General features: G+C 72.1%; 12 protein-coding genes. 6 read left to right on the top strand and 6 right to left on the bottom strand.

The genetic code is table 11. From position 1 onward, the window contains the following. The first annotated feature begins 20 nt into the window (after positions 1-20). The gene (locus tag AB0I89_RS21825) at positions 21-1,154 is read left to right on the top strand and encodes an epoxide hydrolase family protein (RefSeq protein WP_357129586.1); all 1,134 of its coding nucleotides are present in this window, start codon (positions 21-23) and stop codon (positions 1,152-1,154) included. A gap of 83 nt (positions 1,155-1,237) precedes the next feature. On the opposite strand, the gene AB0I89_RS21820 is transcribed toward AB0I89_RS21825, so the two are convergent. After that, the gene (locus AB0I89_RS21820; RefSeq protein ID WP_357129583.1) at positions 1,238-2,329 is read right to left on the bottom strand and encodes a hypothetical protein; all 1,092 of its coding nucleotides are present in this window, start codon (positions 2,327-2,329) and stop codon (positions 1,238-1,240) included. 30 nt (positions 2,330-2,359) lie between these two features. On the opposite strand from AB0I89_RS21820, the gene AB0I89_RS21815 reads away from it, so the two are divergent. The 3 genes from AB0I89_RS21815 to AB0I89_RS21805 all read left to right on the top strand — a co-directional run bounded on the left by AB0I89_RS21815 (position 2,360) and on the right by AB0I89_RS21805 (position 4,713). Next, positions 2,360-2,860 carry a TrkA C-terminal domain-containing protein gene (locus tag AB0I89_RS21815; RefSeq protein ID WP_355048462.1) on the top strand — a complete coding sequence of 167 codons (501 nt, stop codon included), beginning with the start codon at positions 2,360-2,362 and terminating at the stop codon, positions 2,858-2,860. A 5-nt stretch (positions 2,861-2,865) separates the two neighbouring features. After that, on the top strand, positions 2,866-4,071 hold the full coding sequence (locus AB0I89_RS21810) for a cation:proton antiporter (protein WP_357129579.1): 1,206 nt from the start codon (positions 2,866-2,868) through the stop codon (positions 4,069-4,071). A 210-nt stretch (positions 4,072-4,281) separates the two neighbouring features. After that, positions 4,282-4,713 carry a hypothetical protein gene (locus AB0I89_RS21805; protein ID WP_357129576.1) on the top strand — a complete coding sequence of 144 codons (432 nt, stop codon included), beginning with the start codon at positions 4,282-4,284 and terminating at the stop codon, positions 4,711-4,713. A 161-nt stretch (positions 4,714-4,874) separates the two neighbouring features. Here the strand turns inward: AB0I89_RS21805 and AB0I89_RS21800 are convergent, their stop codons facing one another. The 5 genes from AB0I89_RS21800 to dnaK form a co-directional block, all read right to left on the bottom strand. Next, on the bottom strand, positions 4,875-5,057 hold the full coding sequence (locus AB0I89_RS21800; RefSeq protein WP_357129573.1) for a hypothetical protein: 183 nt from the start codon (positions 5,055-5,057) through the stop codon (positions 4,875-4,877). A 130-nt stretch (positions 5,058-5,187) separates the two neighbouring features. After that, positions 5,188-5,628 carry a helix-turn-helix transcriptional regulator gene (locus AB0I89_RS21795; protein WP_355048782.1) on the bottom strand — a complete coding sequence of 147 codons (441 nt, stop codon included), beginning with the start codon at positions 5,626-5,628 and terminating at the stop codon, positions 5,188-5,190. 30 nt (positions 5,629-5,658) lie between these two features. Continuing rightward, positions 5,659-6,846 (bottom strand): molecular chaperone DnaJ, encoded by a 1,188-nt coding sequence (dnaJ, locus tag AB0I89_RS21790; RefSeq protein ID WP_357129570.1) that lies wholly within the window; start codon positions 6,844-6,846, stop codon positions 5,659-5,661. 85 nt (positions 6,847-6,931) lie between these two features. After that, positions 6,932-7,684 carry a nucleotide exchange factor GrpE gene (gene grpE, locus AB0I89_RS21785; RefSeq protein ID WP_357129567.1) on the bottom strand — a complete coding sequence of 251 codons (753 nt, stop codon included), beginning with the start codon at positions 7,682-7,684 and terminating at the stop codon, positions 6,932-6,934. A gap of 47 nt (positions 7,685-7,731) precedes the next feature. After that, positions 7,732-9,600: a molecular chaperone DnaK gene (gene dnaK / locus AB0I89_RS21780; protein WP_357129564.1), complete on the bottom strand. Its 1,869-nt coding sequence runs from the start codon at positions 9,598-9,600 to the stop codon at positions 7,732-7,734. A 220-nt stretch (positions 9,601-9,820) separates the two neighbouring features. On the opposite strand from dnaK, the gene AB0I89_RS21775 reads away from it, so the two are divergent. Both AB0I89_RS21775 and AB0I89_RS21770 read left to right on the top strand, forming a co-directional pair. Then, positions 9,821-11,662 (top strand): ABC transporter, encoded by a 1,842-nt coding sequence (locus tag AB0I89_RS21775; RefSeq protein ID WP_357129561.1) that lies wholly within the window; start codon positions 9,821-9,823, stop codon positions 11,660-11,662. Beyond that, complete coding sequence (locus AB0I89_RS21770) at positions 11,659-13,344, top strand: GTPase (RefSeq protein ID WP_357129558.1); 1,686 nt, start codon at positions 11,659-11,661, stop codon at positions 13,342-13,344. Before AB0I89_RS21775 ends, AB0I89_RS21770 begins: the two co-directional genes overlap by 4 nt. Positions 13,345-13,375 lie beyond the last annotated feature (31 nt).

Genomic DNA, 13,375 nt, shown 5'->3' with positions numbered 1-13,375 from the left:
CGTTCCGAAGGAGTCCCGAGATGACCGGCACCGCGATCCGCCCGTTCCGCGTCGAGATCCCGCAGACCGCCCTCGACGACCTGGCCGCCCGCCTGGACCGCACGATCTGGCCCGCCGAGCTGCCCGGCGTCGGCGACACGTACGGGATGAGCGGCGACCGGGTCCGCGCGCTCGCCGACCGCTGGCGCGACGGGTTCGACTGGCGAGCCGTCGAGGCTCGGCTCAACACCCACCCGCAGTTCGTCACCGAGATCGACGGCGAGCAGATCCACTTCCTGCACGTCAGGTCGTCCCGGCCGGACGCCACCGCCCTGGTGCTCACCCACGGCTGGCCGGGCTCGGTGCTCGAATACCTGGACGTCATCGGCCCGCTCACCGAGCCGAGCGACCCGGCCGCACCGGCCTTCCACGTGGTCATCCCGTCGCTGCCGGGCTTCGGATTCTCCGGCCCCACCCGCAGCGCCGGCTGGAACCGGCACCGCACGGCCCGCGCCTGGGCCGAGCTGATGAGCCGCCTGGGGTACGACAGCTACGGCGCGGTCGGCAACGACGGCGGCTCGTTGATCTCGCCGGAGCTGGGTCGGATCGACCGCAAGCACGTGCTCGGCGTGCACGTCACCCAGATCTTCTCGTTCCCGTCCGGCGACCCGACCGAGTTCGCCGACCTCTCCGAGGCGGACCAGGCGGCGCTGGGGCACCTCCAGTGGTTCTACGAGAACAAGTTCTCCTTCAACCAGGTGCACAGCCAGCAGCCGCAGACCCTGGCGTACGCGCTGGCCGACTCGCCCATCGGGCTGCTGGCCTGGAACGCGCAACTCTTCGACGAGAGCCTGGACGCCGACTTCGTCCTGGCCAACGTGGCCCTCTACTGGTTCACCGGCACGGCCGCCTCGGCGATCCGTTTCTACTGGGAGGACGCCCACGCCGACGAGCAGCCGGCCGAGCCGACCACGACGCCCACCGCGGTGGCCATGTTCCCCGGTGACTTCCAGTCCATCCGCCGCTTCGCCGATCGCGACCACGCGAACATCGTCCGCTGGACGGCCTACGGGACCGACGTGGAGGGGCGCGGTGACGTCGGCGGCCACTACGCCGCCCACCAGGCGACCGACGTCCTGGTCGACGACATCCGCGAGTTCTTCGCGCAGCTCTGATCGACTCGGTTTCCCGGAAGTTGGGGTGTCCTGGAGGTCCGGACACCCCGACTTGCGTGACGTCGAGTCGATCAGGCTAGACGTCAGGCGTTGTCGAGGATGATCTTCGTCCAGCGACGCTCGGTCACCCAGCCGACGCCGAGCAGGATCCCACCGTCCCCGCCGATGGCCACGATCGTGCCGTCGGTCAGCACGGACAGGCTGCGGTCGGGGCCGATCGGCCAGGGCAACCCGGTGTAGCGACCGTCCTCCCCGACAGCCCCGGCGCCCGCCGGGCCGGTCACCGCGAGCAGCCCGCCGCCGATCGGTGCGACGGATTGGATTTGTGGCGGAGCGCCGTCGACGCGGATCAGATCCCACCCTCGGCGCAGTCGCCAGAGCGCCGGGAAGGATCTGCGGTCCGGGCGCGTCCCGACCAGCCAGGCCGTCCCGTCCCCCTCGACGTGGGCGTTCAGAGCGGCGATTTGCCCGTCGGGTGCCGGCACCGGGGTCTGCTGCCAGCTCCGCCCCCGGTCGAAGGAGACAGCCGCGTACAGCTTCCCGTCCTTCTCCCCGGTCGCGACCAGCAGCGGGCCGTCGCCCGCGTCGACCGCGTTCAATCCGGGTACGCGGGGCTGCGCGGCCAGCGGGCGCAGCCGTTGGCCGTCCCACTCGCCGATTTGATCACTGCCCTCGATCACCTGAAATCGACTCTGGGCGCCCACCCACTGCGGCGGCGGCCCGTCCAGCGCGTGCGTGAACGAGGTGCCACCGTCGGTCGAGGTCCACCAGCCGTGCGGCTCACTCCACAGCGTCAGAACCCCCGGCGCGGCGTAGAGCTGGTGGTTCTCCGCCGCCGGGTGGGGATGTCGCAACTCCCGCCAGGACCGTCCGCCGTCATCGGTGCTGAACAGTCGCGCCGGACAGGCGTCGTCGGGCGGCGGCTCGCCGCAGTTGGCGAAGAGGGCGTAGCCGCGCTCGGCGTCGACGAACTCGACGTACGGCGGGTCGTACCGCTGGGGAACGGCGACCCGGACGCGGCGCTCCCGCGCGACGGCGGCCGTTGGAGACGGCGCGGTGACGGTTGCCCCGGGCGACGCGGTCGGCGGTTTACGGCGGACATCGCCGATCGAACACGCAGCCAACAGAGTTACGAGCAGCAGCACCACTGTCCGACCCGATATCCGTCCGATCATCGGCGTCTCCGAAGCGGTAGCCTTGCCCGGGTGCGAGTACGTGTGGAACAGACTGCCTTACCGGGCATCGGAGTGCGTCACGATCTGGTGACCGAATCCGGCCGGCGGCTCGGCGTGGTTTCCCACCGCAACGGCCGCCGTGATCTTGTCCTCTACGACCCCGACGATCCCGACGCCTGCCAGGCGGACATTCCGCTGACGGACGACGAGGCGGAGGCGCTGGCCGACATCCTCGGCGCTTCGCTGATGCTCGGTCAGCTCTCCGGGCTGCGCGAGCAGGCCGCTGGGCTGCTCACCGAGCAGATCGCCATCCCGGCGGGGTCGCGGTACGTCAACCGTCCGCTCGCGGACACCAAGGCGCGTACCCGCACCAGTGCCTCCATCGTGGCGGTGCTGCGTGACGGCGAGGTCATCGTCTCGCCGCTCCCCTCGTTCCGCTTCGCCGCCGGTGACGTGGTGGTCGTCGTCGGGACCCGCAGAGGTCTCGACGGTGTGTCCGCCATCCTCGCCGACAGTGACCCGGACGGCTGAGGCGGATGCACGATTTCACCACACTGCTCATCGAGGTTGGTGCGCTCCTCCTGCTGCTCGGGCTCCTGAGCCGGCTCAGTCGCCGCTTCGGCCTCTCTCCCATCCCCCTCTACCTGCTCGCCGGGCTCGCGTTCGGGCACGGCGGGCTGCTGCCGCTGGACGCCAGCGAGGAGTTCTTCGCGGTCGGCGCCGAGATCGGCGTGATCCTCCTGCTGGTGATGCTCGGCCTGGAGTACTCGGCCAACGAGCTTGTCGGCAACCTGCGCTCAGCGGCACCCGCCGGTCTGATCGACGGGGTGCTCAACGCGCTGCCCGGCGCGGGGTTCGCCCTGCTGCTCGGCTGGGACTGGGTGGCCGCCCTCGTACTCGGCGGCATCACCTGGGTCTCCTCGTCCGGCGTGATCGCCAAGGTCCTCGCCGACCTGGGTCGCCTCGGTAACCGCGAGACCCCCGTGATCCTCTCGGTGCTCGTCATCGAGGACCTGGCGATGGCGCTCTACCTGCCGCTGGTCACCGCCGTACTGGCCGGCACCGGCCTGCTCGGCGGCGGAATCGCGCTCACCGTCGCGGTGGGCACGGTGCTGATCGTGCTGGTGGTCGCCATCCGGTACGGCCACCTGATCTCGTCCGCCCTGTCGGCGAAGGACCCGGAGGCGCTGCTGCTCGGCGTACTCGGCCTGACGTTGCTGATCGCGGGCATCGCGGCGTCGCTGCAGGTGTCGGCGGCCGTCGGCGCGTTCCTGGTCGGCATCGCGCTCTCCGGCCCGGTGGCCCACCACGCGACCGAGCTGCTCTCGCCACTGCGGGACCTGTTCGCAGCCGTGTTCTTCGTGTTCTTCGGCCTGACCACCAGCCCGCAGGACATCCCGCCGGTGCTGCTGCCGGCGCTCGCGCTGGCCGTGGTCACCATGGGCACGAAGACGCTCACCGGTTACCTGGCGGCCCGCCGGGTCGGCATCGCCGAACCCGGTCGCTGGCGGGCCGGTCTGGCGCTCGTACCCCGAGGTGAGTTCTCCATCGTCATCGCCGGCCTCGCGGTCGCGGCCGGCAGCGTCGAGCCGCGGTTGGCCGCGCTCGCCGCGACGTACGTCCTGATCACCGTGGTGACCGGACCGGTCCTGGCCCGGCTGCCCGACTTCCCGTGGTTCAAGCGGTGGTTGCGCAACCGCGCCTCGGCCCAGCGGCGTCAACCGGTTCCCGTCCACGACTGACGTTCGCCGCCGCTGTCCTGCCCGGGTGAGGTGCGACAGCGGCGCTGGCCAGGGCACCCGAACGGCCGTTCGGGTCGGGCCGGCCAACGGTTGCCGAATTGCGCCTTACGGGTACTACCGCAGTAACCGACGGCGGGTTACCGTTTCGCCCCAGCAGCCAGGGTCCGCAGGCAGCGTTGCCACCCGCGGGCGAGAGCGGAAGGTTGGCCGGTGAGCGTGCAGGAGTCGACGTTCCACGGCTTCGCGAACCCCGTCGATCCGAGCCCGGCGGAGTTGCGAGCTTGGGCGTACCAGCCGGATTCGGTCCCGTTGGCGTCCATGCCACCCGACTGGGACCTGCTGGTCTCGGGTGACCGGCTGGTGTTGACGCTCTTCGATCTGGCCATGGACCCGACGTGCCCGGCCCGGCGCTTCGCGCTGCACTGCCTCTACATCTACGCCGCCGACGGCATCCGGACGAACTTCCGGGCCCATCCCAAGCGCCGCTTCCGCAAACTCGTGGAGCAGGCCGAACGCGACGGCGACGAGCTGATGAAGATCTGGGCGCACAACGGCCGCGTACTGCTGGCCCGGCCGGATCTCTTCGTCTACCGGGACTGGTGCGAGGGCGGCCTGGTCCGCGAGAACCGCCGCCTCGGCTGAGCCCGCGCCCCTCATTGCGCCGATCTTGCACTTTCTGTGCCGACTTACTCCGGGAATCGGAACATTTCACCGTACGAAAGTGCAAGATCGGCGGGGTAGGGGCGGCGTGGCGAACGGGCCGGGACCCCCCGTGGGTCCCGGCCCGTACGTCGGTCGCCGGTTCAGTCGCGCTTGCGGTCCGGTTCCGGTTGGGTCGGCTCGCCCTGCTCGGCGAACCGTCCCTCCTTGATCCGGTCGCGGAACGTTCCCTCGGTGACCTTGTCGAACTTCTCGCGGACGGTGTCAGCCAGGCTTTCCAACCGCTCCTCCGTCTGCTGAGCGACTTTCTTCGCCGGCTCCGCCATCGCTCCCCCTCGCCATGCCGGTAGGCCCGAATTAAGCCGTTTGGACCCCGTATCGACAGGTTAACGGAAGCGGCCCGGTCCGCGCCGGGAAATCGGAGCGCGGGCCGGGCCGAGGAAGCGGTACGTGGGGTCAGCGGTCGGTGTTGCGGCGCGGACGCCAGACCACCAACGCGGTGGACGTGCGGTTGGTCGGCACCAGATCCCGACCCGGGAAGCGCGCCAGCGACTCCAGCTCGGCCACCCGGCGGTAGGCGGCGTCCAACTCCGCCTCCAACCGCGCGACCCGCTGCTGCGCCTGCTCCAGCAGCCGCTCCAAGCCGATGATCCGCTTGACGCCGGCGAGGTTGATCCCGTCGTCCTGGCTGAGCCGCTGCACCTCGCGCAGCAGCACCACGTCCCGGACGCTGTAGCGACGACCACCGCCAGCCGCCCGGCCAGGCTGCACCAGCCCCAGCCGGTCGTACTGGCGCAGGGTCTGCGGGTGCATCCCCGCCATCCGCGCCGCCACCGAGATCATGAGCACCTTGGCCTCGTAGGCAGGGTCACCCGAACCGAGGAACTCGCCCGACATCCCGCTCACCTCCGCGTCCATCCCACCGGACTATCCGACCCGACGCACACGCGCGTCGAGATGTTCCCGCGCCGCCGGCGGACTCTGCTCGGCGAACGCCTCCAGCGCGGCCCGCGCCTCGTCCGTCAGTCGGGCGGGCACCACCACGTCCAGGGTGACCAGCAGATCCCCGGCCTGCCCGTCGCGGCGGACCACGCCCTTGCCCCGGGCCCGCAGCACCCGCCCGCTGGGCGTGCCCGGCGGCACCCGCAGCGTCACCGCGCCGTCGAGCGTGGGCACCCGCAGGTCCGTGCCGAGCACGGCCTCCGGGAAGGTCACCGGCACCGTCAACGTCAGGTCGTCTCCGGTACGCCCGAACAACTCGTCCGGTCGAACCTTCACGTGCACGAACAGATCGCCGGCCGGGCCACCGCGCTCACCCGGCTCGCCGCGCCCGGCCAGCCGGATGCGTTGGCCGTCGGCCACCCCGGCCGGGAAGCGCACGTTCATCGTGCGGGTCTTGGTGACCCCGCCGCTGCCGTGGCACTCCGGGCACTTCTCCTCCACCACGGTCCCGACGCCCTGGCAGTTGCCGCACGGCTCGGAGAAGCTGAACGACCCCTGGTTGCGGGTCGTCACCCCGGCCCCGTGGCAGACCGGGCAGGTACGCGGCTGGGTGCCGGGCTTGGCGCCGTTACCGTGACAGGTGTCGCAGACACCGGGTGCGCGCAACGTCAGCGGCAGGGTCACCCCGCGCACCGCGTCGCCGAAGTCGAGCGCCACCTCGGTCTCGACGTCCCGGCCCCGGGCCGGACCACGCGCCGCGGCCTGCCCACCGGCCTGCCCGCCCGAGAAGATCGAGCTGAACAGGTCCTGGAAACCGGCGCCACCGCCGAAACGGCGGTCGCCGCCGCCCGCTCCGCCGCCGAACAGGTCGGAGACGTCGAACGGCATCCCGCCCGGCTGGCCGCCGGCGCGGGCGTTGCGCCGGAACGCGCCCGAACCGAACAGCGAACGCATCTCGTCGTACTCCCGGCGACGGCCGGCGTCCGACAGCACGTTGTACGCCTCGGAGACGGCCTTGAACCGCTCCTCGGCCTTCGGGTCGCCCGGATTGTGATCCGGGTGCGATTCCCGGGCCAGCTTGCGGTACGTCTTCTTGATGTCATCCGCGGAGGCGGCCTTGTCCACGCCGAGCACGGCGTAGAAGTCCTTCTCGAGCCAGTCCTTCGAACTCACCGGTCCACCCCCTTCCGACCGTCGTGGCCCGGCCGTCCCGCCCGCCGCAGTGCGGGGGGCGGGACGGCCCGGTCACCGTCTCGCACTATTCCGGATCCGCGACCGCGACCAGCGCGGGGCGCAGCAGCCGCTCACCGAGCTGGTAGCCGCGCCGCATGACCTGCACGCAGGTCGGCTCGCCGACCTCGGCCGAGGTCTGGTGCGCGACGGCCTCGTGCCGGGTCGGGTCGAACGGGTCGCCCTGCTCGCCGAAGGCGGTCAGGCCGAACTTGCCCAGCGCGGCGGTGAGCTGGTCCGCCACCGTTCCGAACGGTCCGACCAGGTCGCCGTGTTCCCGTGCCCGGTCCAGGTCGTCGAGGATCGGCAGCAGCGCGGCCAGCACCGAGCCGGTCGCCTGCTCCTGCACCAGGGCACGGTCACGGTCGACCCGCTTGCGGTAGTTGGCGTATTCCGCCGACACCCGCTGCAGGTCCCTGGTCCGCTCGTCGAGCTCGGCGCGGAGCGCCTCCAACTCGGCGCCGAGCGTGGTCCCGGTGCCGCCCACCGGCTGCGCCGGGGCGTCCACCACCGGCGGACCGGAGGGTTCCGGCCCGTCGGTGGCGTTGACCTCGACCTCGATCTCGTCGACCACGACCTCGGCGTCCTCGACCAGACCCTCGGCCGGTGCGCCGGTCTCCGCGTCGGCGGCGGTGCCCTCCGGCTCCGTCGCGTCACTGAGCTTGCGGTTGTTGCGGATGACGACCCGCTCCTCGGCGCCGGTGGTCGACTCCGTGGGCGCGGAGCCACCCGGCGTCGACCCGGTGTCGTCCGAGTCGGCGGCTCGTGGCTTCTGCGTCATGGGGCTACCTCATCCCTTCGCCGTGAATACGTGTCGGAGGTGGGCAGTCACTTCTTGCCGTCCTCGTCCACGATCTCCGCGTCGACCACGTCGTCCGCACCGCCGGTCTGGGCACCACCCGTGGCACCGGTCGCGCCGGTCGCACCCGGGCCGGCCTCGCCGCCGGGCTGGCCCTGCTCGGCCTGCTGGGCGTAGAGCAGCGAACCCGCCTGCTGGGAGACCTGTGCCAGCTTCTCGTGCGCCGACTTGATCTTCTCGATGTCCTGGCCGCCCAGGGCGCCCCGCAGCTCGCCGAGCGCCTCGTTGAGCTGCTCCCGGTTCTCGCTGGGCAGCTTGTCGCCGCTCTCGGCCAGGAACTTCTCGGTCTGCCACTGCAGCGCCTCGGCCACGTTGCGGGTCTCGGCGTCGTCGCGGCGGCGCTTGTCCTCCTCCGCGTGCTCCTCGGCGTCCCGGCGCATGCGCTCGATGTCGTCCTTCGGCAGCGAGGAGCCGCCGGTGATCGTCATCTTCTGTTCCTTGCCGGTGCCCAGGTCCTTGGCGTGCACGTTGACGATGCCGTTGGCGTCGATGTCGAAGGCGACCTCGATCTGCGGCACGCCGCGCGGCGCCGGCGGGAGGCCGGTCAGCTCGAAGGTGCCGAGCTTCTTGTTGTAGGCCGCGATCTCCCGCTCGCCCTGGAACACCTGGATCAGCACCGACGGCTGGTTGTCGTCGGCGGTGGTGAACACCTCGGAGCGCTTGGTCGGGATGGTGGTGTTGCGCTCGATGAGCTTGGTGAAGATGCCGCCCTTGGTCTCGATGCCCAGGCTCAGCGGGGTCACATCGAGCAGCAGGACGTCCTTGACCTCACCCTTGAGCACACCGGCCTGCAGGGCGGCGCCGACGGCGACGACCTCGTCCGGGTTGACGCCCTTGTTGGGGTCGCGGCCGGTGAGCTGCTTGACCAGGTCGGTCACGGCGGGCATCCGGGTCGAACCACCGACGAGGATGACATGCTCGACGTCCGAGATCTTGATCCCGGCGTCCTTCACGGCCTGCTCGAACGGGCCCTTGCAGCGGTCCAGCAGGTCCTGCGTCATCCGCTGGAACTCGGCGCGGCTCAGCGTCACGTCGAGGTGCAGCGGGCCGGCGGAACCGGCGGTGATGTACGGCAGGTTGATGTTGGTGGTGGTGGCGGCGGACAGCTCGATCTTGGCCTTCTCGGCGGCCTCACGGAGGCGCTGGAGGGCCATCTTGTCCTGACCGAGGTCGATGCCGTGCTCACCGCGGAACGTCTTGACCAGGTGGTCGATGATCCGCTGGTCCCAGTCGTCGCCACCGAGGTGGTTGTCACCGCTCGTCGACTTGACCTCGATGACGCCCTCGGCCAACTCCAGCAGCGACACGTCGAAGGTGCCGCCACCGAGGTCGAAGACCAGGACGGTCTGCTCCTTGGAGCCCTTGTCCAGCCCATACGCCAGGGCGGCCGCGGTCGGCTCGTTGACGATCCGCAGGACGTTGAAGCCGGCGATCTCACCGGCCTCCTTGGTGGCCTGACGCTGGCTGTCGTTGAAGTAGGCCGGGACGGTGATCACCGCGTCGGTGATCTGCTCGCCCAGGTACGCCTCGGCGTCCCGCTTGAGCTTCATCAGGGTCCGGGCCGAGATCTCCTGCGGGGTGTACTTCTTGCCGTCGATGTCGACGGACCAGTTCGTGCCGACCTCACGCTTGACCGAGCGGATCGTCCGGTCCGGGTTGGTCACCGCCTGGCGCTTCGCGACCTCGCCGACGAGCACCTCGCCGTTGCGGGCGAACGCGACGATCGACGGGGTCGTCCGCGAGCCCTCAGCGTTGGCGATGACGGTGGGCTCACCGCCCTCGAGAACGCTGACGCAGGAGTTCGTCGTGCCGAGGTCGATACCGACCGCACGTGCCATCTTCGCTTCCTCGCTTCGTAAGGTTGTGCAGGTGACGGGCACCGCCCGCGACTGCTCGGCGGGCGCCGCCCGCAGCGGGCCCCACCACAAGTTGAGTGAACTTGACTCAATAGTGCCACGCGCCCGCGAATCGTCAAGTCGAGTTGAGCCGACCCGACGCAACCCAGACGTTATTACCGTCCGGTTGTCTTCCCTTGCATCGGTCGGGCACGCTTTAGCGGTGACGACGCACGGCGACTCCGCCACCCGTTCCGGCGCGCCCGCCGTCGCCGCCCGCACCGTCCCTCCGGACGCCGCGGAGGAGCCCTCCGTCACCAGCGGGGACGACAGCCTCCCCGGCGCGCTGTCGGGCCTGAGGGCCGCGATCGGCGCCACCCGCTATCCGCTCGCGCTGCCCTCGGCCACCTCCGCCCGGCAGGCCGCCAACGCCCTCACCGACCAACTCGACGACTACCTGCTGCCCCGACTCGCCCGGCTGGACGCCCCACTGCTCGTGGTCGTCGGCGGCTCCACCGGCGCGGGCAAGTCGACCCTGGTCAACAGCCTGGTCAAGGCCCGGGTCAGCGCCGCCGGGGTGCTGCGACCCACCACCCGTTCCCCGGTGCTGGTGTGCAACCCGGCCGACGCGACCTGGTTCCGGCAGGGCGACCTGCTGCCCGGGTTGACGCGTACGACCGAGCCGAGCGACGACCCGCGCTCCCTGCACCTGGTGACCGCTCCGGCCCTCCCCCCGGGCCTCGCGTTCCTCGACGCGCCGGACATCGACTCGGTGGTCGACGCCAACCGCGCGCTCGCGAGCCAGCTACTCGCCGCCGCCGACCTGTGGTTGTTCGTCACCACCGCCGCCCGGTACGCCGACGCGGTGCCGTGGGAGCTGCTGCGCAGCGCACGGGCCCGGGGTGCCGTGATCGCCATGGTGCTCGACCGCGTCCCCGCCGAGGCCAGCGACGAGATCGCCGCGCACCTCGCCGAGATGCTCGCCGCCCAGGGCCTCGACCGCGCCCCCCTGTTCGTGCTGCCGGAGACCTGGGTCGACGGTCAGGGGCTGCTGCCCGAGGGGGTCACGGCGCCGCTGGCCGAGTGGTTCGCCCGACTCGCCGCCGACGCCGACGCCCGCGCCGCGGTGGTCCGGCAGACGCTCGACGGCGCGCTGGCCGCCCTGCACCCCGCCGTCGAGGATCTGGCCGACGCCGCCGACGAGCAGGTCACCGCCGCCGACGCGCTGGACGAGAGGGTACGGGCGGCGTACCGCAGTGCCGAACGGACCGTCGAGCAGGGTCTGCAGGACGGTCGACTGTTGCGCGGCGAGGTGCTGGCCCGCTGGCAGGAGTTCGTCGGCACGGGCGAGTTCTTCCGCACGCTGGAGGCCCGCATCGGGCGTCTCCGGGACCGGGTGGTGGCCGCCGTCACCGGCCGTCCCGCGCCCTCCGCCGAACTGCGCAACGCCATCGAGTCGCAACTCGTCACCCTGCTGCGCGGGGTGGCGTCCGAGGCCGCCGAATCCGCGTACACCGGGTGGAAGGCGCACCCGGCCGGCGCGGATCTGCTCGATCCGGCGCTCGCCCACCCGAGTGGCGACCTGCCCGAACGCGCCGAGCGGATGGTCCGGGACTGGCAGCGCGGGGTACTGGAGCTGGTCCGCGTCGAGGGCGGCGACAAGCGCTTCGTGGCCCGGACGGCCGCGTACGCGGTGAACGCCACCGGGCTGGCCGTGATGATCGCCGTGTTCGCCTCGACCGCGTTCATCCCCACCGGGTTGGAGGTGGCGACGGGGGCCGGCACGACGGTCGCCGCGCAGGCCGTACTCCAGGCGATCTTCGGCGACCAGGCGGTGCGTACCCTTGCCGCCAAGGCCCGGGTCGACCTCCTGGCGCGGGTGCGGACGCTGCTGGACGCGGAGGCCGACCGCTTCCTCACCCGCACCGCCGACGCCCGGCCCACCGAGGCGGCCGGCGAGACGCTGCGCCAGGCCGCCGGGCGGGTCGAGCTGGCTCGGCACCGCAGTGGCCTGGCCAGCGACGACGGCAACCTGCCGGCCGGTGACGAGGAGAGTTCGCGATGAGCAACATCGCCGGCCGGGTACGCGAAGCCTTCCGCGGCAACCAGCGGATCGACCCGGACGGGCTGATCGCCCGCCTGGACGCCGTACGCCGCCTCCTGACCGCCGTCGACGGTCTGCTGCCCGACGCCGAACTGGTGCCCGCGCACACCCTGGTCGAACGGGCCGGCACCCGGCTCGCCCTGTCCCGCGACCACACCGTCGTCGCCCTCGCCGGCGCGACCGGCAGCGGCAAGTCCAGCCTGTTCAACGCGCTGGCCCAGCTCGAACTCTCACCGGTCGGCGTCCGCCGACCCACCACCGGCGTGACGCACGCGTGCGTGTGGGGGCCACTGGAGGACGCCAACCGGCTGCTCGACTGGATCGGGGTGCTGCCCCGGCACCGCTTCGTCCGCGAGAGCGCGCTCGACGGCGACGACGAGACGCCCCTGCACGGCCTGATCCTGCTCGACCTGCCCGACTTCGACTCCGTGCAGCGGTCCCACCGCCTCGAAGTCGACCGGCTGCTCGGCCTCGTCGACCAGGTGGTCTGGGTGGTCGACCCGCAGAAGTACGCCGACCGGGTCATCCACGACAGCTACCTGCGCGAGTTCCACCGGCACCGGGACGTCACCCTGGTCGTGCTCAACCAGGCCGACCGGCTGCCGGCGGCCGAGCTGCCCCGCGTCCTGGACGACCTGCGCCGACTGCTCGACTCCGACGGGCTGACCGGCGTACCCCTGCTCGCCACCACCGCCATCGACCCGGCCGGCATGGTCGGGCTGCGCAGCGCGCTGGAGCGCACGGTCGCCGAGCGGCAGGCCGCCCTGCGTCGACTGGCCGGCGACGTCGACACCGTGGTCGCCGGGCTGGACGAGATGATCGGCTCGGCCCGGCCGGGGGGCGGTCCGGACGACGCGACCGTCGCCGGGTTGAACCGGGCACTGGCCGGCGCCGCCGGAGTACCGGCGGTGAGCGAGGCGGTGGAGCGGGCGTACCGACATCGGGCCGGCGCCGCCACCGGCTGGCCGGTGGTCCGGGGCTGGCGGCGGCTGCGGCCCGACCCGCTGCGCCGGCTGCACCTGCCCGGCCCGGCCGGCGCGGACGCCGACCCCGCCGAGAGCCTGGTGGCGGCCACCTCGGTGCCCGATCCGACGGCCGCCCAGCGGTCGGCGCTCGGTCTGGCGATCCGTGCGGTGGCCGACCGGGCCGGCGGCGACCTGCCCGCCGCCTGGCCGACGGCGGTGACCTCCGCGGCCCGGTCCCGCCTCGACGACCTGCCGGACGCGCTGGACCGCGCGATCGCCGGCACGGACCTCGGCCTCGACCATCAGCCGGTGTGGTGGCGGGTCGTCGGTGGCGTGCAGTGGCTGGTCACCCTGGCCGCCGCCGTCGGTCTGGGCTGGCTGGCGCTCGGCTACGCGCTGCGGGCACTCGGCCTGCCCGCGCTGGACAACCCCATGGTCGGCCAGGTGCCCATGCCGACCGTGCTGCTGCTCGGCGGCCTGCTGGCCGGGCTACTGACGGCGGCGCTGACCCGACCGGTCGTGCGCTGGGCGGCCCAACGTGCGCGGGCCCGCGCCCGGCAGCGGCTGACGGTCCGGGTCGCCGAGGTCGGCGAGGAGTACGTGCTCGCCCCGGTACGGATCGTGCTCACCTCGTACGCCCAGGCGCGCGACGCGCTCGGTGAGGCTGCCCGCCGCTGACGCCTCTGCGTACGCCCCGAGCGGCGTAGGG

It is taken from the genome of Micromonospora sp. NPDC049801 (genome assembly GCF_040656575.1).
Classification (GTDB): domain Bacteria; phylum Actinomycetota; class Actinomycetes; order Mycobacteriales; family Micromonosporaceae; genus Micromonospora.
This window is presented reverse-complemented; position numbering and strand designations above follow the sequence as displayed.